The following is a 23,889-nucleotide window of genomic DNA, read 5'->3' on the forward strand; positions in this document are numbered from 1 at the left end:
CCGGGGTCCGGGGCGGAGCCCCGAGGGGTCCGGGCGCAGCCCGGCACCCCTCCAGCCCGTCCGGCGTTTGAGGACCGGGGTCCGGGCAGCGCCGGGGCACACACCCCAGCCCCGCCGGCGTTTGAGGCGCGGGTCCGGGCAGCGCCCGGGGAACGGTGGAAGGGCGGGTCGGGGACAGCCCCGCGCAGCGGCAAGGGGCGCAGCGGCGCACCCGCCACCGCGGCGGGCCCCCACACCCGGCCAGGGGCTACGCACGGCCCCGGAACCGCCGCCGCTCCCCCGGCCCCCCGGGCTCCGCGTCGGCGAGCCGGACCACCGCCGTGTCCCGCCCCGCGACCACCGGCTTCGCCGACCGCGCCGCCTTCGCCTTGTACTGCGCCGCATCCGCCAGCCGGAACAACCGCCGCGAGGATTTCACCGGCCCGATCGGATCCCCCGTAGAGGCGACCCCGCAGGCGACCCCCTCCCCGAGCTCCAGCTCGGCGGCCCGCAGGCAGACCTCCTCGGTGACCCGTACCACCTCGTCCGCCGAAGGCCCCACGCTGACCAGGCAGAACTCGTCCCCGCCCAGCCGCGCGACCAGCGCACCCGGCAGCATCGCCCCGCACAGGCTGAGCACGGAGCCGAACCGTTCCAGCAGCCGATCGCCCATCGCGTGGCCCAGGGTGTCGTTGACCTTCTTGAGGCCGTTCAGGTCGCAGACGACCAGACTCACCACGGTCTCGGCCCCGCTGCGCCGGTGCTCCTCCAGCGCCTCGTCGAGCCGCATGTCCACGGCCCTCCGGTTGGCCAGCCCGGTCAGCGGGTCGGTGAAGGCGAGCCGCCGGGCCTCCTCCAGCCGGTCGCTCTGCGCCAGCCCGGCCGCGATCACCGCCGCGAGGACGGTCGCGAACTCCGCGTCGTCCTCGTCGAAGTCCGCCATGCCCTCGTCCCGGGCCACGTACAGCTCGCCCCAGGCCCGCCCGCTCAGCACGATCGGGGCGACCACGCACGTACCGCGGCCGCGCCGCCGCAGTGCCTCGCCCCTGCGTCCCGGCCGGTCCCCGACCGCGCTGTCCACCCAGGCGTGGGGGCCGCCCCCGCCGACCCACCGCTCGTGCAGGAACTCCGTGATCTCGGGGAAGTCGTGCACGGGGTACGACTCGTCCTCGGGGAACTCCTCCTCCCCGGCCCTGCACTCCCCCTCGTTCACGAGCACCCGCAGGCGCCCCCGCTCCCGCTCCCACGCGGAGATCGCGGCGAACGATCCGTCCATCGCCAGCCTCGCCCCGCGCGCGGCGGCCCGCACACTGTCCCGCGGCGCGCACGCGGCCGCCATGGCCTGCGCGAGGCCCACAACGGCTCGGAGCCGCCCATCAACACCCATCACCCCAGGTTAGGGAGTTTTGTCCGATTTAGTGACAATTGGCGCGACATTCGGTGGCACCAAGATCACACCCGGTGACATCGGGGCACATCGAGCCGGGCCGAGCCGGGCCGGGCCGGGTCACACGCCGGGCCACTCCGGCTTCCGCTTCTCGTTGAACGCCGCCACGCCCTCGGCCCGGTCCCCCGAGAAGGCCGCCGTCCGCCACGCCGCGTCCTCGATCTCCAGCCCGGCCGTCAGGTCCATGCCGTGCCCGAGCCGCAGCGCCCGCTTGGCGGCCCGCAGCCCGACCGGGGAGTTCGCCGCCATGGCCGCCGCCATCGCCAGCGCGGCCTCACGGTCCGACCCCGCCGGCACCACCGAGTCCACCAGCCCCAGGGCCAGCGCCTCCGCGGCCTCGACCCGCCGGGCGGTGAAGATCAGCTCCGCGGCCCGCGCCGCCCCCACGCGCCTCGGCAGCAGCTGGGTGCCGCCGCCGCCCGGGATCACCCCGACCGACACCTCGGGCAGCCCGACGACGGCCGTCTCGTCGGCCACGATGACATCGCACGCCAGGGCCAGCTCGAAGCCGCCGCCCAGCGCGAACCCGTGCACCGCCGCGATCACCGGCATCGGAAGCTCCAGCACTCCCCCGTACGCACCCCGCGTGGTCGGCCGCTGCCGCAGCAGCTCGGCGTCCGAGAAGGAGTTGCGCTCCTTGAGGTCCGCGCCCACGCAGAACGCCCGCTCGGCGGTGGAGGAGAGCACGACCACCCGTACCGAGGAATCCGCAGCCAGCTCCGCGCACGCGGCGCCGATCCCCCGCGCCATCTCGGTCGACACGGCGTTCATCGCCTTGGGCCGGTCCAGAACCAGCTCGGCGACGCCGCCCTCATGCCGGTGTACGGCGACGAACTCTGAAGATTCGGACACAGGGCGACCCTCCCGGTTAACGAACGTTATCCGGGGATCTTAGGGCTCCGCCGCGTCAGCGACCAGGGCTCCACGACGCCGAGGCCGCGCACCGGGCGCTGGAACAGCGGCTGGAGCGCGAAGCGGTAGGCGCCGCCGCCCTCCTCGTTCTCCGCTTCCTTCTCCGAGACCGGCGCCGCACCCGTACGGCCCAGTTCCTCGGCCATCGCGCCGTCGACCAGCACCGCGTCCTTCGGCGCTATCGACGTCAGCCTCGAGGCCAGGTTCACCGTGGTCCCGAAGACGTCGCCCATCCGGGTGGTCACCGTCCCGAAGGCGATGCCCACGCGCAGCTCCGGCATCTGCGGATCGGCTTCCATCGTCTCGATCAACCGCAGCGCGATCTCCGCCGCCGTCGCCGCGTCGTCGGCGCAGTACAGCACCTCGTCGCCCAGCGTCTTGATCAGACGGCCACCGTGCGCCGCCACCAGGTCGGCCGAGGTCGTCTCGAAGGACTCGACGAGCTCGCCGAGCTCCTCCTCCTCCAGCCGCCGCGTCAGGCGCGTGAAGCCCACCAGGTCGGCGAAGCCCACCGCGAGGCGCCGGTCGACCATCTCCTCGTCGTCCGCCACCTGCACGACCCGCCCGGTGGCGGCCGCGAGCTGGCGCCGCCACACGTAGACGAGGAACTCCTCCAGCTCCGGCAGCAACAGCTCGACCAGCGGGTACGTGACCTCCGTGCGGGTCATCCCCGGCTCCGGCGGCTCCGTCAGCCCCTCCAGGAAGGAGTCGATCTGCCACTCCGCGAGCCGGGCCGTGGTCTGCCCGGTGGACCGCGCCACCTGGACCGCCATCGGCTCGCTGAGCAGCCCGGCCTCGACGAGGCCGGCGAGCCGGCGCAGCGCCAGTACGTCGGCCTCCGTCAGAGCCCTGGCCTGGCCGATGTCCGCGAAACCCATCGCCCGCCAGAAGCGGGAGGCGAGCTCCATCGAGACCCCGGCACTGCGGGCCGCCTGGAAGGGGGTGTACCGGCGCTCGGCGCCCAGGATCAACTGCTCCAGGCGGATGGCGAGCGGGTCGGCCGTCGGCTGGGCCGTGTGGTCGACCTCGTGGTGGGGAGTGTGCTGCTCGCGCCCGATCGGAGTGGCGTGGACTCCCGAACCGGCAACCGGACCGGCCGAGCCGGCCGAAGCCGACGCACCGGTCGAAGCCGCCGAGCCGGCCGAGCCGCCGGAGCCGCCCGCACCGCCCGTCCCCGTTCCGGGGGCGGGCGCGCTGGACTGAGGGTCGTCGACGGTCAAGGGCCGCCTCCTGTCCATTCCGTGCGCACTGCCGAACCGGGTGATCACCGCGAGGACCGGGATCGCCTAAACCATACGGCAGGTGTGCCGTAGCTCACTCCCCTACTCCGTCACCCGGGGCGGTGCCCCGGCGGGCTACCGCACGGACCGCAGATGCACGACGTCCCCTGCCCCCACGGCCTCGTGCTTGTCCTCCGCCGTCCGTACGACGAGCCGTCCGTCGGTGTCCACCGCTTCGGCCGTCCCGGTGAGGGTGCGCCCGCCCGGCAGCTCGGCCCGCACGTGCTTGCCGAGGGTCGCGCAGCCCGCCGCGTACGTCTCCTGCAGACCGCTCGCCGCCGGATCGCCACCGGCCGCGCGCCAGTTCCCGTACCACTGCTCCAGGGACCGCAGTACGGCCCTGAGCAGCGGGTCCCGGTCGGTGACGGTCGCCTTGGCCAGGTACAGCGACCCGGCGGTGTCCACCGGCAGCTCGGCGTCGGTCAGCGTCACGTTGAGCCCGATCCCGACGACGACCCCGTCGCCGACGCGCTCGGCGAGGATCCCGCCGGTCTTGCGCTCCTCCCCGTCCACGGTGACCAGCAGGTCGTTGGGCCACTTGAGGGCGGTGTCCACACCGGCGGCCCGCGAGACCCCGGTCGCGGCGGCCACCCCGGCCAGCAGCGTCAGCCAGCCCCACCGCTCCTGCGGCACCGAGGGCCCGGGCTTCAGGAGTACGGAGAAGAACAGCCCGGACCGCGCGGGCGCGACCCAGCTCCGGTCGAGCCTGCCCCGTCCCGCGGTCTGCTCCTCGGCGACGAGCACGGCCCCCTCGGGCAGCTTCGCGGCCCGTGCGGCGAGATCGCTGTTGGTGGACCCGGTGGAGCCCACCACCTCCAGCGAGCTCCACAGCCCCTCGCCGGTCACGAGGGCCCGCTGCAGCGCGGCGACGTTCAAGGGCGGCCGGTCCAGACTCGACCAACGGCCCGCGGGAGCACCTGCTGAAGCATCTGATGGCATGATCGGATCCTTATGTCGCTATATCGTTTTACGTGACCCTCTGACCCGGGATTGCGTACGGATCGTGATCGACCCTAGCGTCCGGGCTGTGGGGGATTCTCCGGTAAAGAGGGCGTTCAGGTTTCGTTTTTACCCTGATGACGCGCAGGTGACAGAGCTGTCGAAGACATTCGGGTGCGTGCGGAAGGTTTACAACCTCGCGCTGGCCGCCCGTAACGACGCCTGGGCACGCGGGGAACGCGTGAACTACGCCCAGACCTCGGCCCTGCTCACAGCATGGAAGCAGTCCGAAGAGCTCTTCTACCTGGCCGAGGTCTCCTGCGTACCCCTCCAGCAAGCACTGCGGCACTTGCAGAGCGCTTTCACCGCGTTCTGGGGACGCCGGTCCGGATACCCGCGCTTCAAAGCGAAACGGAAGTCTCGGGCAAGCGCCGAGTACACCCGCTCCGCGTTCCGCTACCGGAACGCGGAGCTCACCCTCGCCAAGATGCCGAACCCCCTGCCCATCGTCTGGTCGCGTCGCCTTCCGGAAGGCGCGGAGCCGACCACAGTGACCGTGTCCCGGGACTCGGCCGGACGCTGGTTCGCCTCCCTGCTCTGCGAGGACAGCCCCGCCCCCATGCCCACCACCACCGCCACGGTCGGGATCGATGCCGGCCTGACGGCCCTGGCTGTCCTCGCAGAGCTGGTCGTCGTGGGTCGGTGGTTCCCCAGCTCGAAGCTGTGCTCGGCCTGCGGTGCCATCGCCGCCACGATGCCGCTGAACGTCCGTACGTGGACCTGTGAGGGTTGCGGCGCCGTTCACGACCGGGACGGCAACGCAGCCGTCAATCTCTTGGCCGCCGGGTCGGCGGTGTCTGCCTGTCGAGCGGACGGAAGACCTGCCGGGGGCCCTCCCGGCAGGCGGTCCGCAGTGAAGCAGGAAAACCCGCCCGCGAGGGTCGGGACCGTGCCCCCTAGGGGGCACGGCGAGGCCAAGCAACCCAGATTAGGTGTGTCAAACGCCGCACCGCCGAGCACCATGCCCGCCGATACGCTACGCACCAGTAGCTAGTAAAAACCAAGTAAGTCACCAGGCAGTTGACACCACGCAGGGAGCCGCGACCCCGATGTCACAACCGTCAGAGCCGATCGACATGCACACCACCGCGGGGAAGATCGCGGATCTGCAGCGCCGCGTCGAGGAAGCCACGCACGCCGGGTCCGGGCGGGCGGTGGAGAAGCAGCACGCCAAGGGCAAGCTGACGGCGCGTGAGCGGGTGGCCCTGCTGCTGGACGAGGGGTCCTTCGTCGAGCTGGACGAGTTCGCCCGGCACCGGTCGACGAACTTCGGGCTGGAGAAGACCCGCCCGTACGGCGACGGCGTCGTGACCGGCTACGGGACCGTCGACGGGCGGCCCGTCGCCCTGTTCTCCCAGGACTTCACCGTCTTCGGCGGGGCCCTGGGCGAGGTCTACGGCCAGAAGATCATGAAGGTGATGGACTTCGCGCTGAAGACCGGCTGCCCGCTGATCGGCATCAACGACTCCGGCGGCGCCCGCATCCAGGAGGGCGTCAGCGCGCTCGGCATGTACGGCGAGATCTTCCGCCGCAACGTCCACGCCTCCGGGGTGATCCCGCAGATCAGCCTGGTCGTCGGCCCCTGCGCCGGCGGGGCCGTGTACTCCCCGGCCATCACCGACTTCACGGTCATGGTCGACCAGACCTCGCACATGTTCATCACCGGCCCGGACGTCATCAAGACCGTCACCGGCGAGGACGTCGGCTTCGAGGAGCTGGGCGGGGCGCGCACGCACAACAGCACGTCCGGCGTCGCGCACCACATGGCGGGTGACGAGAAGGACGCCATCGAGTACGTGAAGTCGCTGCTCTCCTACCTCCCGTCGAACAACCTCTCCGAGCCCCCGGCCTTCCCCGAGGAAGCCGACACCGAGGTCTCCGAGAGCGACCGCGAGCTCGACGTGCTGATCCCGGACAGCGCGAACCAGCCGTACGACATGCACCGGGTGATCGAGCACGTGCTCGACGACGCGGAGTTCCTGGAGACGCAGTCGCTGTTCGCGCCGAACATCCTCACCGGCTTCGGCCGCGTCGAGGGGCACCCGGTCGGGGTCGTCGCCAACCAGCCGATGCAGTTCGCCGGCTGCCTGGACATCGACGCGTCCGAGAAGGCGGCCCGGTTCGTCCGGACGTGCGACGCCTTCAACATCCCGGTGCTGACCTTCGTCGACGTACCGGGCTTCCTGCCGGGCACCGACCAGGAGTACAACGGAATCATCCGGCGCGGCGCCAAGCTGATCTACGCGTACGCCGAGGCGACCGTGCCCCTGATCACCGTCATCACCCGCAAGGCCTTCGGCGGCGCCTACGACGTGATGGGCTCCAAGCACCTGGGTGCCGACCTCAACCTCGCCTGGCCGACGGCGCAGATCGCCGTCATGGGCGCGCAGGGCGCGGTCAACATCCTGCACCGCCGCGCGATCGCCGAAGCGGAGGAGGCCGGCACCGCCGAGGAGACCCGGGCGCGGCTCATCACCGAGTACGAGGACGCGCTGCTGAACCCGTACACGGCCGCCGAGCGCGGCTACGTCGACGCGGTGACCATGCCGTCCGAGACCCGGGCGCACGTGGTGAAGGGGCTGCGGCAGCTGCGCACCAAGCGGGAGTCCCTGCCCCCGAAGAAGCACGGCAACATCCCGCTCTAGCAGGCACGAGGAGCTCACAGTGGTGATCAAGGTCGTCAAGGGGAACCCGACCCCGGAGGAGCTGGCCGCCGCACTGGCGGTGGTCCGAGCGCGCGCGGCGGCCCTCGCGTCGGAGCCGTCGGGCGCGGTGCGGGTGGCCGACGCGTGGGCGGCGCCGGGCCGGGTGGCCCGGCGGACCCTGCCGCGCCCCGGGCCGGGCGCGTGGGGCCGTACGTACTGGCCCGCGTAGGTGCGGCCGCGCGTGAAGATGGCGTGAACTGCCTGCGGCGCCTGAGTACCCGTACTCAGGCGCCGCAGGAGTCCCCGAGGCCAGGATCGGGGCATGCTCTGGTCAGACCCGAAGAACGAGCCGCCGAAGGACATGCGCGACGCCGCGGCGATGATCCGGCGGATGACGGTGATCGTCGTCATCGCGATGGTCGTCGTGGTGTACGTGCTGGGCGTGGGCGGTTTCTAGCGCCGCGAGCCGGGCCCTCCGGGCCGCCCCTACGATGGCAGGCATGACTGCTGCCCCCCGCCACGCCCTCGTCCTCGCCTCCGCTTCGCCCGCCCGGCTGAACCTGCTGCGGCAGGCCGGGCTCGCCCCGCACGTGATCGTGAGCGGCTTCGACGAGGACGCCCTCATCGCAGACTCCCCCGCCGAGCTCGCGCTCGCGCTGGCCGAGGCGAAGGCGGCCGTCGTGGCGGCCCTGGACGAGGCCGCGGGCGCCCTGGTGATCGGCTGCGACTCCGTGCTGGAGCTGGACGGCGAGGCGCTGGGCAAGCCGGCCGACGCCGAGGAGGCCACGGCCCGCTGGAAGTCGATGCGCGGGCGCGCCGGGGTGCTGCGCACCGGGCACTGCGTGATCGACACGGCGAGCGGCCGTCGGGTTTCGGCCACGGCGTCGACGACGGTCCGCTTCGGCGAGCCGACGGACGCGGAGGTGGCGGCGTACGTGGCGAGCGGGGAACCGCTGCACGTGGCGGGGGCGTTCACCCTGGACGGGCTGTCGGCCCCCTTCATCGAGGGCATCGACGGGGATCACGGCAATGTGATCGGGATCTCCATGCCGCTGCTGCGCTCGCTGCTGGCCGAACTGGGCGTGTCGATCACGGACTTGTGGGTTTGACGTCCCCGAGCCCGCCGAAGTCGCCGAAGTCCGCGAGCGGGTGGCCCGGCGGAGCGTCCCGGATCTCGGGCCCGCCGCCGGGGGTGCCGCCGGGGGTGCCGGGGCCGCCGAAGCCGTCCAGGGGGCCGCTGGAGCCCTGCGCGGGGCCGCCGGCGCCGCCCTCGGCCCCGCCCGCGGCGCCCTTGGCCGCGTAGAGCGTCAGGCTCAGCACCAGCAGGCAGAGGATCAGCATCATCACCGCGAAGGCGCCCCAGCCGACCAGGCCGACGACGAGGGCGCCGAGCAGTCCGTGGGTGACGGCGGCGCTGACGAGGAGCACGCGCGCGAAGGTGCCCGGGGCCCGGTCGCGGGCCGCGGCGACGACGAGGAACACCGCGCAGGCCACCAGGAACAGGGCCATGCCGGCGCCCAGCGCGTAGGTCGCCTTCGACATGACGTCCGGATCGGCGCCCGCGATGGACATCGCCTGGTTCTCGGTGGTCCGGCCCAGGACGAGGTGGACGAAGCCGAGCACCGCCGCCTCCACGACGAGTACGACCGCGGTCGCTCCGGCCACGGATCTCCGCAGCACCACGGCACCCACGCCACCCACACCAGCCACGACGCCCCCACCCCGCATGCACAAGCCCGTTCGACGCCTGGAGGCTACTAACGGGTAAACCTTCGGACAAGGGGCCGGGACCTCTTCGTTACGGTCGGGCCGCCGCACGGCGGCCGCCCGGCGCCGACACCGCGCCCGTGCAAGGAATGCATGGGCCGTTCGTAGGGATTCGACAAAGAATCACCCCGGGCCGCTGACCCGGCGAACAGAGACCCCGGACACACGGCAGGGTTACTGTGCAGTCGGGGATCCCCCTGACATGGGGCGCCACAAGGGTTTTATCGACTCGGGGTCGACTCGGATCACAGTCCGTGTGGGCAAGGTCACCACCGGGGAAGGGTCGAAAGGCCGTGTGGGCTGTCCCTAAACTCAGCTTGTTTCAAGGAGGGAGCCATCGTGCGCAAGGTGCTCATCGCCAACCGTGGCGAAATCGCAGTCCGCGTTGCTCGGGCCTGCCGGGATGCCGGGATCGCGAGCGTAGCCGTCTACGCCGATCCGGACCGGGACGCTCTGCACGTCCGCGCGGCCGACGAAGCTTTCGCGTTGGGCGGTGACACCCCGGCCGCCAGCTACTTGGACATCTCCAAGATCCTGCAGGCCGCAGCCGACTCCGGTGCGGACGCCATCCATCCCGGATACGGCTTCCTCTCCGAGAACGCCGAGTTCGCGCAGGCCGTCATCGACGCGGGTCTGATCTGGATCGGCCCGCCGCCGCAGGCGATCCGCGACCTGGGTGACAAGGTCGCCGCCCGCCACATCGCGCTGCGCGCCGGCGCGCCGCTGGTGGCCGGCACGCCCGACCCGGTCTCCGGTTCGGACGAGGTCGTCGCCTTCGCCAAGGAGCACGGCCTGCCGATCGCGATCAAGGCCGCCTTCGGTGGCGGCGGTCGCGGCCTGAAGGTCGCCCGGAACCTCGAAGAGGTCCCGGAGCTCTACGACTCCGCCGTCCGCGAGGCTGTGGCCGCCTTCGGCCGCGGGGAGTGCTTCGTCGAGCAGTACCTCGACAAGCCGCGGCACGTGGAGACCCAGTGCCTGGCCGACTCCCACGGCAACGTGGTCGTCGTCTCGACCCGTGACTGCTCGCTGCAGCGCCGCCACCAGAAGCTGGTCGAGGAGGCCCCGGCACCGTTCCTGACGGAGGCCCAGAACGCCGAGCTGTACGCCGCGTCCAAGGCGATCTTGAAGGAGGCCGGCTACGTCGGCGCCGGCACGGTCGAGTTCCTCGTCTCCGCCGACGGCCTGATCTCCTTCCTGGAGGTCAACACCCGCCTGCAGGTCGAGCACCCGGTCACCGAAGAGGTCACCGGCATCGACCTGGTCCGCGAGATGTTCCGCATCGCCGACGGCGAAGAGCTCGGCTACGGGGATCCGGTCCTGCGCGGCCACTCCTTCGAGTTCCGCATCAACGGCGAGGACCCGGGCCGCGGCTTCCTGCCGGCGCCGGGCACCGTCACCAAGTTCGCCGCCCCGTCCGGCCCGGGCGTCCGCCTCGACGCGGGCGTCGAGTCCGGCTCGGTCATCGGCCCGGCCTGGGACTCCCTGCTCGCCAAGCTCATCGTTACGGGTGCCACGCGCGAGCAGGCCCTGCAGCGGGCGGCGCGCGCGCTGGCCGAGTTCGAGGTGGAGGGCATGGCCACGGCCATCCCCTTCCACCGCGCGGTCGTCGTCGACCCCGCCTTCACCGCGGACCCGTTCACGATCCACACCCGCTGGATCGAAACCGAGTTCGTCAACGAGATCCCCGCCTTCGTGGTCCCCGCCGCGGACGACTCCGAGGACGAGCCCGGCCGCGAGACCGTGGTCGTCGAGGTCGGCGGCAAGCGCCTGGAGGTCTCCCTCCCGTCCTCGCTGGGCATGACCCTGGCCCGCACGGCCGCCGCGGGCGGCGCGAAGCCCAAGCGCCGCGCGGCCAAGAAGTCCGGTCCGGCCGCTTCCGGCGACACGCTGGCCTCGCCCATGCAGGGCACGATCGTGAAGGTCGCGGTCGAGGAGGGCCAGCAGGTCAACGAGGGCGACCTGATCGTCGTCCTCGAAGCCATGAAGATGGAACAGCCGCTGAACGCGCACCGTTCGGGCACGATCGTGGGCCTCGCGGCGGAGGTCGGAGCGTCGCTCACCTCCGGCGCGGCGATCTGCGAAATCAAGGACTGACCTCCTCCGCACCACCGGCGACAAAGAGACGGCCCGTGCCCCCCTTCCGGGGAACACGGGCCGTTCTCAGTTCCGGCTCACTTCCTGGTGTCTCACTGCACCGGAAGCGGGTTCACACAGTCTGCGCTCGACAGCACGATCTGGATCCCGGGCAGATCGACGTGCGTGCCGACCCCCAGTTCCGCTGCGAATTCCGACGAAACGAAGCTGACATATCCGGTCCAGCTGTCCGGATCCGTCAGGACGGAATCCGCCGAGATGCGAGCGAGGAGCGGCGGTACCCCGGGCAGGGTGCCGGCCGCGTGCAGCGCATCCCACGCGAAAGCGGTCCCTCGCCGCATGAGGAGCTCGATCTGCTCATCGGCCGTGCCGACGGCATCGTGGTCGGGGACACCCCGCCCGTTGACCGCGGCCTCGTAGCTACCCGTACCGGGAAACCTCGACCGGTCACCGACGTACGATTCGCGGAAGGCGGTCAGGAGACTGGCTCCCCGGTCGACGACCCAGCCCTCGTCGACCACCTCGCTCAGCGGACCGTAGCGGTCCGCCGCATTGACGCCGCCCAGGAAATCCTTCCCGAGGACCTCCAGGGCACGGAAACTCATTCTGCTCATCTGAAATCCTCGCTCGTGGAAAAAACCCTCAGAAGCATCCCGGAGTCCCCGCCCTGGCCCTGTCGAAGACATCGATCGCCTTGTTCATGCCCTTGGCGAAGTCGGGATAGTTCTTCTTCAGATCCTTCTTGAGGCTGTTCGGCATCCCCTCGAACTCGCCCGTGGCCGGATCGTAGTGGTACTTGGGAGCCTTGCTGGACGCGACGCCGTTGATCTGAACCTGGAAGTGCATCTGCACACCGCTCGGAGAGCCTTCGATGTCGATGCGATAGGTGCCGCGCTTCCAGGCCGTGTGGCTCTTGCCGGTCAAGTCGACCGGATCGCCGCCCGAATTGTGCACGAGCACCGGCGTGGCACCCACGAGCACGTAGTACGTGTGGAGATCCGCGACGGTCAGGTTGTACGTCTTGTTGACCGCCTGGTAGACGCGGGTGGCGGCGACCTCGGCCGTCGCGTCCTCGTCCGTGCGCAGCGTCGTACCCGGCTTCAGGTCCTCCGCGTCGCGCCAGGCCTGGTCGGATTCCGACCAGAACGGGTGGTGACCGGTGGTCGTGATGGTCCGTACGCCGTCGGCGGTGGAGATGGAGAGGTCGACGTAGGTCTTGTCGTCCGCGGTGACGATCGTGGCCGTGACCGGCTTCGCTACCGACTGGTCCGTCTCCGGATCCGTCGCGAGGACCTGGTCCGTCGGTTCGAGTTCCTCGATCGGCTTGGTGGAACCGTCGGCCATGAGGACTTGGGTTCCGGCGACGAAGCTGTTCGCCCCGCAGAATTTCGGCCGGGTCTTCCCCTTCATTCCACGTGCCCCGACCCTTGAGGCGAGACCCGCGGCGAACGCCTCTCCCATGCGTTCGCCATCGGTCGGCTCGTACAGGGGCGTATCGATGTTCTTGCCGCTGAGCAGTGCCTCGACCGGCGAGTTGCACGACAGGAAGTCACAGTAGTGACCGCTGAAGTACTCGACTTCCTCTTCGGAGGCCCCGTACAGCCACATCTTGTAGGCGACCTGCTTGGAAACACTTCCGCTGGTCGGGTCGTACTTGACCATCATCCTGCGCAACTCGTCCTTGGACGTGTTGCTGGTGTTGCGGACGATCTTCTGGCCCGAGGTGAACTTCTCCACCGCGCGGTCGTACGACTGCTGGGCCTTGCCGACCACGCCCCATCCGTAGTGCCGGGCGTACTGGCGGTTGATGGCGTGCTGTCGCTCGGCGGCCTTGTTCTGCGAGACGATCTGGTCGTACCGCTTGCCCTGAGTGATGATCGTCGTACCGCGGTTGCCGCACACGTACATGCCGCTGGCGCACTCTTCCAGCGCCATGCCCGACGGGTCCCAATTGGAGACGGGGTTGCCGTTGGAGTACGTGTAGCCGTTCATCTGGAGCGGGTCGGTGATGTCGATGAGCGGGTCCACCGACATGAACCGGCCCGTGGCCTGGTCGTACTCGCGGGCCCCGATGTGGGTCAGGCCGGTCGAGGAGTCGTCGACGCCGGTGCCGAGGAAGCCCCGGCTGCCGGGCCAGTCGTTCACCACTCCGCCCCGGGTGTTGCCGTACGGGTCGGTCTTGCGCCGGGTGACCTTCTGTCCGGCGGACTGGTCGACCGAGGCCGTCCCCGTGTTGTGGTGGTCGGACAGCAGGACGTTGAGCTTGTGTCCCGTGGGCTGGCCGTACGTGGTGCGGACGGTGGTGGCTCCGGGGCCGGTGTAGTAGCGGACCGCGTCGACGGCCCGGCCGGTCTTGTCGACCGTGATCTCGGCTTCGCCGAGGTAGAGGGTCCGAGAGGTTCCGGTCTCCTCGATCAGGCGGTTGCCGTCGGTGTCGTAGATGTAGGTGGTGGTGTTGTCGAAGCTCCACTGCTGGGCCGGGACACCGCCCGCGGCGCAGGCGTAGATGTGGAGGTCGTTGCCGTCTGCGGGGTTGTCGTTGGGAACGGTGACGCACGCGTTCGCCGCGGCGTTGTAGAGCGTCTTGTCGGCGGGACGGTAGGTGAACGCCTGCTTGGTGCTTCCGTCACACGTCGCGAGACGGGCGTACAGACCGTCCGCCGTCAGGCACTTGCCCAGGGCTTGGACGGTGTTGCCGCTCAGCTTCCACTGCTGGGCCCTGGTCTCGTTGCAGGGGTAGATCTGGACGGGCGTGCCGTCGGTGAGGGAGCCCGACTGGACGTCGAGGCACTTGCCGGCCATGCCGACGACCGAAGCCGATCCGATGCCCGGGCTGCTCGCCGTGCTGAGCTTGTTGCGCCGGTCCCAGGTGAGGTTCTGGGTGTCGCCGCCGATCTTCCGGGTCTTGGTGTTGCCGGCGGCGTCGTACTCGTAGGTCGAGAGCGAATTGACCGTGGAGTTCGCCGTCTTGAGGGTCTTCTCGGCCTTCGAGAGGGCGTGCGGCTGGGTGGTCGTGGGCGGCAGTGCGCCGTTTCCGGCGACGGTGACGCCGTAGGTGTACTTGGTCTCGTCGTCCAGGGCCGCGTTGGTGAGGTCGTGCTCGACGAGCTTGGTGCGGTTGCCGATCAGGTCGAACTGGTAGTCCTGCCAGTAGCCGTCACCGTCCGGGCCGGGGGTGACCTCGGTCAGGCTCGGGGCGGGGCAGTTCGCGCTCTTGGCCGTCCAGGCCTTGGTCAGCTGACCGACCGCGTCGTAGTTGAAGCACTGGCGGTCGACCCGGCCACCGGTCTGGGTGTCCGTGATGGAGGTCGGGTTGCCGACCGTGTCGTAGGTGTAGGAGAGGGCCGAGATCCGGTTCGGGTTGGCGGTCTGGCGATCGCTGATGGACTGCTGGACCCGGCCCGAGTTGCGGTCGTACAGGTTGGTGGTCCACACCTGGTTCGGCGCGTTGCCGGATGCCGTGCGCAGGACCTCGCCGTACGGGCTGTAGACGATGTCGGACGTGTACCAGGACAGGCCCGAGAAGGTCTTGGGCATGCCGTCCGCGTCGTAGCGCGTGATCAGCTTCTCCGCCGCGAGACCACCCGGCGTCGCGGGCACCGTCGTCGACTGGACCTTGCCCCGCGGGGTGTAGGTCGTGCCGTACGCGTAGGTGCCGGCCAGCCCCTTCGTGGCGGGGACGTCCGGAATCGTGATCTTGGTGCCGGTGGGTCGGTACTCGGTGTCGTAGGCGGTGACCTCGTTCTTGTACTCCACCGCACCCTCGTAGTGGGTGGAGGCCACCGGCAGCCCCTTGGCGCCGGCCAGGGAGTCGAACGTCCACGAGTCGACCAGGGCGCCGTCCGCGGCGTTGTCGCGCACCTCGGTCGTGCGGCCCAGTGCGTCGTACGTCGTGAACTGGGTGCGCCCGCCGGAATCGGTGACGGAGACCTGCTGGTCGAGGTTGTTGTACGTGTAGGTCGACTTTCCGGTGTCGGGGTCCTCGGTCGAGGTCGTCCGGCCGCGGGCGTCGTAGGTGTAGGCCCACTTGTTCCCGGCCGGGTCGGTGACCTTCTCCAGCTTGCCGCGCCGGTCGAAGCTGTAGCGCGTGTCCTTCCAGGTCGTGAGGTCGGTCGCCGTGTAGTGCTGCACCAGCGAGATCCGGCCCGACGTGTCGGTCCAGGTCTTGACCGCGCGGCTGCCGGACAGCGGCGAGGTGCCGTCGGGCGACATGGCGGTACGGGTGAGCGTCCAGTCGCCCTCGAACCTGCTCGTGCTGGAGTACTGCGGCACGTCGGCGTACAGGGTCGTCACACGGACGGCACGTCCGAGACCGTCGTAGGCGGTCTTCGTGGAGTTCGGAACGTGGAAGACGGTCTCGGGGACGAAGATCTTGTCGTCCGGCTTGCCCTCCGCGTAGTAGCCGTTGTTGGTCTGGCTGACCGTGCCGTTCTGGTTGTAGAGGGTGTCGGTGACCAGGCGTCCGCCGCCCAGTGTGTCCGCCTGCGTCTGGCGCGGCCGCAGGCGACCGTCGTAGATCGTCACGGAGCTGGCGTAGGTGCCGTTGTCGCGCAGGGTCCGGCTGGTGACGACCGGCGTCTGCTGCTCCCCGATCTGGTAGTCGAAGGTCTGCGCGGCCGGATCGGTGGTCTTCTGCGAGGAGGTCCAGACGGCCGTGGTCCTGCCCAGGCTGTCATAGGCCAGTGTGGACTTGCGGCCGTTGGCGTCCGTGGTCTCCAGGACGGTGCCGCGGCCCGGATCGGCCTTGACGCTGTTCGTGTGGCCGGCGGGGTTGGTCGTCTTCGTACTGAACGGGACGCCGGTGGCCGGGGTGAACACCGTGCTGGTCGCGTTGCCGGCCGGGTCGTACACCTTGACGGTGCGGCCGAGCGCGTCGTACTCGGAGCGCGCGGTGGGCGTCCAGCCGGTGCCCGCCGCGTCGTTGCTCTCGACCTGGAAGGGCAGGCCCTTCACCGGCGCGGTCCCGAACGCGTTGAGCGCGTCGTAGGAGGTGCGCGTGTCGGAGACCAGGGCTGCGGTGGCGGCCTGGGCGCAGTCGCCGGTGGTGGCCCGCACCCGCTGGGGAAGGCCGATCAAGTGCTTGGCCGTGTTGTGCACGTAGGTCGTGACGGTGCAGCCCTGGTCGCCTATGACCGATGCGCCCGCGCCGTCCTCGGCGCGGGTCTCGGTCTGGGCGGAGGTCAGGAGCCCGTACGTGGTCTCGAAGGTGTTCAGCGACCGCCCCACGCGGAAGCCGGTGCTGACGGTCTGGATGGTGTCCGTACGGGACACGTTGCTGCGGTAGGCCTCCAGCGGCGTGGTGCCGTCCCGGGGGCGGGTGGCGGTCTTCTGGCTCCACGGCCAGGTCAGGACGCGCTTGTCGACGGCGCCGCCGGCCTGGGTGTAAGTGATGGCCTCGGCGGGGCTGCCCTGGTACTGGGGCAGGTCCTCGCCGAGGGTCTCCTTGCCGGTGGAGTCCTTGACGGTGATCTTCGCGCGTCCCGCGTCGCCGGACATGCCGCGGAAGAAGCGCGTACGGCTCTGCGACTCGACCGTCGCATCGCTCTGGCCCGCGTTGGCCGTCACGCCGCTCTTGGTGAGCACCGAGGCGTAGCCGCGCCACTGGCCGTACGTGCGCAGTTCGGGCTTGGTGAACTCGTCGGTGTCCTTGGCCCAGGCCGGGTCACCCTCGTAGGTGTAGCTGGTGACCACGTCGGGCTGGCGGGCGACGCGGTCCTTCTCGACCACGCGCTCGACGACGTACTTGTTGAACCAGGCCAGCGGGGGCTTCTCCAGGTCGCTGTCGGGCGACCAGTGGACGGGGAAGCACCGGGTGGTGTTCTCCTCCGGCTTGGGGTGCGTGGTGCCGACCGCGCACGGTGCGGAGTAGTCGACGTAGACGTCGCCGCCGGTCTCGGTGCGGATGGTCTCCACGCGGAGCCGGTCGAAGTCCGGGGTGGCGTCGCTCGGGCCGGTCGCGACCCGGTTGGGCATGTCCACGAGGTTCGCCTGGAAGGTCACCGGCGGCAGCGTGACGCTCAGCTGGTTGCCGCCCTCATCCTTCCCGGTGCCGTAGCCGGTCCGGGTGATGGACTCCAGCCACAGGGGCGGGTGGGTGTCGGTGCGCTGCTTGGGGAACGACTGGGTGAGGCTCCAGCGGTCCACCAGGGACAGGGCAGTGGAGCCCTCGGTGCGCTGGCCCCAGGTGGTGACGGCGGTCAGGCGCTTGCGGGTCCAGAAGCTCGGCGAGGTGGTGAAGCAGTCCTTGGCGTCGGCCTTGCAGTGCAGGGCCGACGGGGTGTCCCACCAGGCCTGCTTGTCACCGTAGTTCTTCGACTCGAACTCGGTGTCCGTGCACTTCGCGGAACCCTCCTTGATGCAGCGCTCGTCGAGGGTGAACTCGATCTTGGCCGCCGGGGCGCCGGAGAGGTTGGAGGCACGCAGACCGTAGGTGATCTGGGTCGGGTAGCCGCCGCGGACGTAGGAGACCTTCGCCTGGAACTTCTCGTTCTTGGCGTAGTGGTTGGTCTCCTTCTTCCAGTCGACGATCATCGCGTTGCCGTGGATGTCCTCGACGTAGTCGAGGTTCCAGCGCCAGCCCTGGACGCAGGAGGAGTCCGCGAAAGCGGCTTGGTAGCAGGGCTCGCCCGTGTGGTTGCCGAAGACCGGGACGGTGAACACCGAGTCGGTCACAGCGCGGGTGCCGGCGCCGTCCACGTCGTGGCGGCCGAAGAAGTAGCGGGTGCCGTCGGGCGTGGTGACGACCCAGTACTCGCCGTCCTTCGCGCCGTTGGCGATGGTGGCGTCCGTCTTGCGCTCGACCTTGGAACCGTCGTCGGACGCGGGGACCCACTGGCCGGAGGTGGCGTCACGGACCAGCTCGGTGGTGCTGCCGCCGAGCGACATCACCATGTTGTCGCCGGACCAGCAGAGGTCGCCCTTCTTCTTGTCCGTGGAGTTGTCGTTGTTCGGCTTGCTCGGCACGGCCTTCAGGTCGTCCGAGCAGGAGCGGTAGCGCCGCTCGATGTAGCCCGGTTCGTAGCCCCAGCCGTCACCGATCCAGGAGCCCTGGCTGTTGGCCGCGGACGTCTTGCCGTCCACGGACTGCGACGAGTAGGTGAAGGCCATCTTGGGCGCGGGCCCGGCGGGGGTCTCGGGGATGCCCAGCGGGTAGGACCAGGAGAAGTCACCGCTGTTGCCGCCGGAGGACCAGCTGCCGGAGGGCGCGAGCGGGGTCGCACTGTACGTTCCGCCCGGGCCCTTGCCGGAGTCGGACGCGGCGAGGACCATCGGTCCGCCGCCCCCGAGGGCCATGGTGCGCATGCCCTGGGCCGGAGCGGTCGCCGGGTCGACCGTCGCACGGACGGTGCCGGCCGCCGGGTCGTTGGTGCTGGGCACCGTCTTGGCCGTATTGCACTCCGGGAGCAGCGGAGTGGTCAGGAAACACTCGGGGAGCTGCTTGATCTCCAGGCGGGTCGCCCAGTCGGTCCCGTAGAGGTCCTTGAACTGGCTGTAGTCCAGCTGGACGTCGACCGGGGTCGAGGCGTCGGCGGGCGGGGTGACCTTGATGAGTGCGCCGTCGATGTTGGCGGCCTCGGTCGCGGCACGGGATTCGACGCCCACGGACCAAGTGCCCGACGGGGCCGGCGGGGTCGGGTTGCTCTCGGTCGGCGAAGCCTTGCCGATGCTCACCGGCAGGGACCCGGCCTGGACGAGCTGGTCGCCGGCCAGGGCGACGTCCGCCGTTCCCGCGGCGGGCGGGTTCAGCTTGGACGGCTCGAAATCCACGGGCGGTTGGGCCGGTGCACCGGACCACCCTTCGAGCTTGGCCGCCTCGATCTTGTCGAGTTTGGCCTTCAAGTCCGTTTGCAGGCCGGGCAGATCGACTCCTGCCCGGTTGCCCGGTGGAGCGGCCCAGGACTCGGTGGGCAGAAGGGATGCAACCAGCATCACGGAGACCGTGATGCCTATGCGCCCGGCAAGGCGCGCACGTTGAGTGCGCGCCTTTCCATTTCCGGGCAGGTGAAATCTGTCCGCCGACAACGGCGACATGTGGACCCCCCACGATCTGCCGCTACGGCGAAAACGCGCGCGCGGCAGGAGACTGACATAGTCCACCGATTCTGTGGTCCTGCGACCTGAAACACCAACCTCGCTTTATCCATGTGGCATGTATCACTTCTTTACGTGCACAATCCCGAGACAATCGATGGAAACCCACCCCAATACACAGGGCGTTCGCCGATTTTCGGGCGTGCCCTTCGCGGACGGATGGCCCATGCTCAACTCGCGCGCCCGTCGCGCGAAGGGTGCGCGGGGAGCGGACTTTCGCGTTCCGGGTCGATTGCCGAAGTCGTTTGTGAGTACCGAAGGCTGCGCGAGCGCGAGCCCGAGGGGGGAGAGGACCGTCGTGGTTTTGAGTGGCTCCAAAGGCGGAAGACCGCCGATAGCCGTTTCCGAGAGTGTGGCCGACACACCCGCAACACCCGCACGCCCGTGGTTCCGGCGTCGCAGGAATCTGGGAGGTGTGGCCGCGCTGCTCGCACTCGCGGTGGCCGTACCGGTCGGCGTGCAGTTGCGCGGGGGCGACGTCCAGGACGGCAAGCCCGCGGCGAAGGACGCCGCCGGGCCGCTGGCGGCTCCGGAGGCGCGCAAGCTGGCGGAGGAGACCGGCAAGGACGTCGAGGTCACGGCGGAGCGCAGTCCGAACACGACGACCTGGGCACAGCCGGACGGGTCCTTCAGGAAGCAGGTCTTCAGCTCGGCGGTACGGGCGAAGGTCGGCGAGGCATGGAAGCCGATCGACACCAACCTGGCGAAGACGGAGGCCGGTTACGCGGCGAAGGCCGTCAATGGGGCCGTCGTCTTCAGTGCAGGTACGGCGGCCGCGGGCGCACGGGCTTCGCGCGGTGTGGTGCGTTCGGCGCTGACGGTGGACGAGCCGGGGCAGGTGTGGACCGAGCTGGTCCGGTTGAACGTCGACGGTCATGACATGGCGGTGAGCTGGCCGGGTGTGCTGCCGGCGCCGGTGGTCGACGGTCCGCGGGCCTTGTACGAGAACGTGCGGCCGGGGATCGACCTGGTGATGACGGCGCAGGACGGCGGTTATTCGCACCTGCTGGTCGTGAAGGACAAGCAGGCCGCGGCCGACCCCCTCCTCGCGCAGATCAACTACCGTCTGGCTTCCGCAGATCTGCGATTCCAGCTGGACGCCGAATCCGGTTCGGTCAGTGCTCGCGACGCCAAGGACGAGGAGGTGGCGGGTTCACCGTCGCCTTTGATGTGGGATTCGGCGGGCAAGGTCCTTACCACGGATGACGTCCCCGCGTGGCAGGCCCCGAAAGCGGCCAAGGACCATCCGACGCTGGGTCTGAAGGGTCTGGCAGGTGCGGAGGGCGCGCACCTTTCCGTGGCGGCAGCCTCCCTGACGGAGGGGAACCTCTCGCTGAAGCCGGACACGGCGCTGCTGAATGCGGCGGACACCGTGTTTCCGGTATTCATCGACCCTTCCTTCAAGGGCCGCAAATACGCGTGGTCGCTGCTCTACAAGACGGCCGGCGGGAGCAGTTTCTACAACGGACAGAACTTCAACGCCTCGGGCACCAACGAAGCCCGCGTCGGATACGAATCCACCTCCGGCGGCACCTCCCGTTCCATCTTCAATTTCGAGTTCGGCAGCCAGCTCCACGGAGCGGGAATCCGTACCGCGGTCGTGCGTGCCCTGCAGACCTACTCGTGGTCGTGCACGAAGAAGCCGATGGACATCTACTCCACCTACTTGGTGACCTCGTCGAGTACGTGGAACAACACGACGGGCTGGTGGGGCAACAAGGTGGCCTCGGAGGACGCCGGTTACGGCTACAACTCCTCCTGCCCCGACAACTGGGTCGCCCCCGACATCAAGGGCCTGGTCACGCAGGCCGCGAGCAGTGGCTGGACGGGGCTGGCGCTCGGGTTCAAGGCACCGAACGAGTCGGACTCGTACTACTGGAAGAAGCTCCTGGCGAACGGTGAGTCGGCCCCGTACCTGGAGATCACCTACAACACCCCGCCGGACATCCCGGTCGCCGCGAACATGAGCACCAGCCCGGGTGGCGCCTGCCTGACCAGCGGCACGGGGACCAGCATCGGCAAGACCGACATCAACTTCCAGGTCAAGGGCAAGGACCGCGACGGGAACCTCAGCAAGCTGCAGATCGAGGTCTGGGACGCGGCCTCGGGCACGAACGTCCACAACGAGTGGATCGCGGTCAACAGCGACCAGACCGTCAACCGCACCGTGCCGTGGTCGAAGTTCACCTCCGGCCGCAAGTACTACTGGCTCGCCCGCGCCGTGGACTCCGACGGCTTCGGCGCCCCGGGCTCCGGACCCCTGGACTCCGGTGGCGGCGGTTGGTGCACGTTCACCGTGGACCACGTCGCCCCCGCCAGCCCCGCGGTGAAGTCCACCGACTTCCCCGTCCCCGGGCCCGACGGCGCCGAGTGGAGCGTGAACCCGGCGAGCACCCCCAACCAGAGCTTCGAGATCCGGGGCAACGGCACCCCCGGCAGCAGCATCCGCGAGTACCAGTGGGCCCTGAACCACCCCACCTGGGAGAACAAGGCCGTTCCCGGCGCCGGCACCGACCTGGCCACCATCAAACTCCAGGTCGACACCGCCGGACCCAACGTCCTCTACGTCCGCACCGTCGGCACGTCCGGGAACATCTCGGTCCAGACCGAGTACCTCTTCTACGTCCAGGCGCGTCCCGGCACCGACACCCCCGGTGACGTCACCGGTGACGGCAGCCCCGACATCCTCGCCATCGACAAGGACGGCAACCTGCGCACCTACGCCGGTGACAAGAAGGGCGACACCGACGCCTGGATCCCCGGCGCGGTCGAGAACGGCAAGCCGGTCGCGCCCGGCTACTTCAAGGATCCCTCCGGGACCACGCCCGCGCTGATCGGACACGCCACCGACTGGCATCCCGGCGACGGCATCACCGACCTCATCGCCCGCATGCCTGACGGGAAGATCTACATCTACCCCGGCACCGGCACCGGACAGTTCGACGTCGGCCGCCGCCAGGAGATGCAGATGCCGCTCTCCGCACCCGACGCGTCCACCTTCCGGCAGATCATCGTCACCGAGGACGCGGACGGCGACGGCCTGGGAGACCTCTTCGCCCTGGACGCGGACGCCTTCTGGGCGTTCTCCGGCTACACCGGCTCCAGCTTCGCTTCGTACCGGAAGATGGCGACCGGTTGGGCGGCTCGTGACCTCGTCGGCGTCCGCGACGTCTCCGGCGACAAGGTCCCCGACCTCCTCTTCCGCGACAACTCCAACGCGAACCGCACCATGGCCCTGCGCAAGGGCAAGCCCGGTCCGAACGGCATCGGGGCCGACCTGACCTCGCTCCAGTTCGCCGCCAACGCCGCCGACGGAGTCGACAACACCTACGCCACCACCGCCTGGACCCGCGCCGACTGGCCCAAGGTCCTGGGCACTGCCGACGCCACCGGCGACGGCATCCCCGACATCTGGGGAGTCCGGGCCGACGGCATCCAGTACCTCTTCCAAGGCGGCACCACCACCTACGGCAACGCCTCCGGCGCCGAAGAGGACAGCTGGAACACCTTCCTCACCATCGGATAGCCGGGCCCGACCCGCACGGACAAGCGGCGACCCGCACGGACAACCGGCGCCCCGCACGGACAACCGGCGCCCCGCCCCAGACACCGATGTCTGGGGCGGGGCGCCGCTTCCGTAGGGCTACCGGCGGCGCATGTCCGCGACGCGGGCGCGCTCCCCCGGTGGCGTTTCGGCCATGGCGCCCGCGCTGCGCAGCTGCGGCCCGCCGCGGCGCTGGACCGGCAGCGGGGACTCCCGGCGCGGCCGGCGCCCGGCCATTCCCTCGCCGGGGGCTCCGCCGGAAGCGGCGCCCCCGGCCACGGTGATCTGCACGCCCTGGTCCGCCAGTGCCTGCAACTCCGTACCGGCCCGGTCGTCGTGCGGCGGCGGCTCGTCCGTGACCAGCCGTGTGATCACGTCGGTCGGCACGGTCTGGAACATGGTGTCCGTCCCGAGCTTCGTGTGGTCGGCCAGGACCACCACCTCCGCCGCGGCCTGCACCAGCGCCCGGTCCACGCTCGCGGAGAGCATGTTGGACGTGGACAGCCCGCGCTCGGCGGTGAGACCGCTGCCGGACAGGAAGGCCCGCGAGACCCGCAGCCCCTGGAGGGACTGCTCGGCACCGCTGCCGACCAGCGCGTAGTTGGACCCGCGCAGGGTTCCGCCCGTCATCACCACCTCCACCCGGTTCGCATGGGCCAGGGCCTGTGCGACGAGCAGCGAGTTGGTGACGACGGTGAGTCCGGGCACCCGGGCGAGCCGGCGGGCCAGCTCCTGGGTGGTGGTGCCGGCGCCGACGACCACGGCCTCGCCTTCTTCGACGAGTCCGGCCGCGACATCGGCGATGGCGGTCTTCTCCGCCGTCGCGAGATGGGACTTTTGCGGAAAGCCGGATTCCCGCGTGAAACCGCCCGGCAGTACCGCACCGCCGTGCCGGCGGTCGAGGAGTCCTTCTGCCTCCAGTGCCCGCACGTCCCGCCGTACGGTCACTTCGGAGGTCTGGACGACGCGGGCGAGCTCCCGGAGCGATACCGCTCCGTTGGCCCGCACCATTTCGAGGATCAATTGGCGACGTTCTGCAGCGAACACGAAACTGACAGTAACCCCAACGACCATCTGCTTTCAGCTCTTTGCGCCGGAATTCCGAAGTTGTCCGTACCGTAGGGCAACTAG

Annotated in this window: 15 protein-coding genes; 7 read left to right on the forward strand and 8 right to left on the reverse strand. The window is 70.0% G+C overall.

The features are described 5' to 3' along the window. Positions 1 to 247 precede the first annotated feature (247 nt). The 4 genes from AC061S_RS18550 to AC061S_RS18565 form a co-directional block, all read right to left on the reverse strand. On the reverse strand, positions 248 to 1,366 hold the full coding sequence (locus AC061S_RS18550; protein ID WP_478687070.1) for a GGDEF domain-containing protein: 1,119 nt from the start codon (positions 1,364 to 1,366) through the stop codon (positions 248 to 250). 120 nt (positions 1,367 to 1,486) lie between these two features. Continuing rightward, positions 1,487 to 2,278: an enoyl-CoA hydratase/isomerase family protein gene (locus tag AC061S_RS18555; RefSeq protein ID WP_478687071.1), complete on the reverse strand. Its 792-nt coding sequence runs from the start codon at positions 2,276 to 2,278 to the stop codon at positions 1,487 to 1,489. Between the two features lie 26 nt (positions 2,279 to 2,304). Then, positions 2,305 to 3,396, reverse strand: a complete 1,092-nt coding sequence (locus AC061S_RS18560; protein WP_478687143.1) for an adenylate/guanylate cyclase domain-containing protein — start codon at positions 3,394 to 3,396, stop codon at positions 2,305 to 2,307. A 297-nt stretch (positions 3,397 to 3,693) separates the two neighbouring features. After that, positions 3,694 to 4,557, reverse strand: a complete 864-nt coding sequence (locus AC061S_RS18565) for a biotin--[acetyl-CoA-carboxylase] ligase (protein WP_478687072.1) — start codon at positions 4,555 to 4,557, stop codon at positions 3,694 to 3,696. An 88-nt stretch (positions 4,558 to 4,645) separates the two neighbouring features. Between AC061S_RS18565 and AC061S_RS18570 the strand changes: the two genes are divergently transcribed. The 5 genes from AC061S_RS18570 (at position 4,646) to AC061S_RS18590 (ending at position 8,371) form a co-directional block, all read left to right on the forward strand. Continuing rightward, the gene (locus tag AC061S_RS18570; RefSeq protein ID WP_478687073.1) at positions 4,646 to 5,611 is read left to right on the forward strand and encodes an RNA-guided endonuclease InsQ/TnpB family protein; all 966 of its coding nucleotides are present in this window, start codon (positions 4,646 to 4,648) and stop codon (positions 5,609 to 5,611) included. Positions 5,612 to 5,666: 55 nt separating this feature from the next. Further along, entirely contained in the window at positions 5,667 to 7,262 is a 1,596-nt protein-coding gene (locus AC061S_RS18575) for an acyl-CoA carboxylase subunit beta (protein WP_478687074.1), read from the forward strand. Positions 7,263 to 7,281: 19 nt separating this feature from the next. Beyond that, on the forward strand, positions 7,282 to 7,491 hold the full coding sequence (locus tag AC061S_RS18580; RefSeq protein WP_478687075.1) for an acyl-CoA carboxylase epsilon subunit: 210 nt from the start codon (positions 7,282 to 7,284) through the stop codon (positions 7,489 to 7,491). 93 nt (positions 7,492 to 7,584) lie between these two features. After that, on the forward strand, positions 7,585 to 7,719 hold the full coding sequence (gene mmpB, locus AC061S_RS18585; protein ID WP_478687076.1) for a morphogenic membrane protein MmpB: 135 nt from the start codon (positions 7,585 to 7,587) through the stop codon (positions 7,717 to 7,719). Positions 7,720 to 7,762: 43 nt separating this feature from the next. Beyond that, positions 7,763 to 8,371: a Maf family protein gene (locus AC061S_RS18590; RefSeq protein ID WP_478687077.1), complete on the forward strand. Its 609-nt coding sequence runs from the start codon at positions 7,763 to 7,765 to the stop codon at positions 8,369 to 8,371. On the opposite strand, the gene AC061S_RS18595 is transcribed toward AC061S_RS18590, so the two are convergent. Further along, complete coding sequence (locus AC061S_RS18595; protein WP_478687078.1) at positions 8,352 to 8,927, reverse strand: hypothetical protein; 576 nt, start codon at positions 8,925 to 8,927, stop codon at positions 8,352 to 8,354. The two genes, AC061S_RS18590 and AC061S_RS18595, sit on opposite strands and share 20 nt — an antisense overlap. Positions 8,928 to 9,368: 441 nt before the next feature. Here AC061S_RS18595 and AC061S_RS18600 point away from each other — a divergent pair, with 441 nt between their 5' ends. Next, positions 9,369 to 11,123 (forward strand): acetyl/propionyl/methylcrotonyl-CoA carboxylase subunit alpha, encoded by a 1,755-nt coding sequence (locus AC061S_RS18600; protein ID WP_478687079.1) that lies wholly within the window; start codon positions 9,369 to 9,371, stop codon positions 11,121 to 11,123. A 92-nt stretch (positions 11,124 to 11,215) separates the two neighbouring features. Here the strand turns inward: AC061S_RS18600 and AC061S_RS18605 are convergent, their stop codons facing one another. Both AC061S_RS18605 and AC061S_RS18610 read right to left on the reverse strand, forming a co-directional pair. Beyond that, entirely contained in the window at positions 11,216 to 11,737 is a 522-nt protein-coding gene (locus AC061S_RS18605; RefSeq protein ID WP_478687080.1) for a hypothetical protein, read from the reverse strand. Positions 11,738 to 11,765: 28 nt separating this feature from the next. Beyond that, positions 11,766 to 19,052 (reverse strand): ricin-type beta-trefoil lectin domain protein, encoded by a 7,287-nt coding sequence (locus AC061S_RS18610; RefSeq protein WP_478687081.1) that lies wholly within the window; start codon positions 19,050 to 19,052, stop codon positions 11,766 to 11,768. Positions 19,053 to 19,629: 577 nt separating this feature from the next. On the opposite strand from AC061S_RS18610, the gene AC061S_RS18615 reads away from it, so the two are divergent. Then, a complete protein-coding gene (locus tag AC061S_RS18615) occupies positions 19,630 to 22,740 on the forward strand; it encodes a DNRLRE domain-containing protein (protein ID WP_478687082.1) in 3,111 nt (1,036 codons plus the stop codon). Positions 22,741 to 22,857: 117 nt separating this feature from the next. On the opposite strand, the gene AC061S_RS18620 is transcribed toward AC061S_RS18615, so the two are convergent. Beyond that, positions 22,858 to 23,805: a DeoR/GlpR family DNA-binding transcription regulator gene (locus tag AC061S_RS18620; protein WP_478687083.1), complete on the reverse strand. Its 948-nt coding sequence runs from the start codon at positions 23,803 to 23,805 to the stop codon at positions 22,858 to 22,860. Positions 23,806 to 23,889 lie beyond the last annotated feature (84 nt).

The organism is Streptomyces sp. CA189 (genome assembly GCF_056428985.1).

Coding starts and splice junctions, on each gene's coding strand:
- AC061S_RS18605 (WP_478687080.1), bottom strand. CDS start 11,737: ATGAGCAGAATGAGTTTCCGTGCCCTGGAGGTCCTCGGGAAGGATTTC.
- mmpB (WP_478687076.1), top strand. CDS start 7,585: ATGCTCTGGTCAGACCCGAAGAACGAGCCGCCGAAGGACATGCGCGAC.
- AC061S_RS18565 (WP_478687072.1), bottom strand. CDS start 4,557: ATGCCATCAGATGCTTCAGCAGGTGCTCCCGCGGGCCGTTGGTCGAGT.
- AC061S_RS18550 (WP_478687070.1), bottom strand. CDS start 1,366: ATGGGTGTTGATGGGCGGCTCCGAGCCGTTGTGGGCCTCGCGCAGGCC.
- AC061S_RS18590 (WP_478687077.1), top strand. CDS start 7,763: ATGACTGCTGCCCCCCGCCACGCCCTCGTCCTCGCCTCCGCTTCGCCC.
- AC061S_RS18610 (WP_478687081.1), bottom strand. CDS start 19,052: ATGCTGGTTGCATCCCTTCTGCCCACCGAGTCCTGGGCCGCTCCACCG.
- AC061S_RS18575 (WP_478687074.1), top strand. CDS start 5,667: ATGTCACAACCGTCAGAGCCGATCGACATGCACACCACCGCGGGGAAG.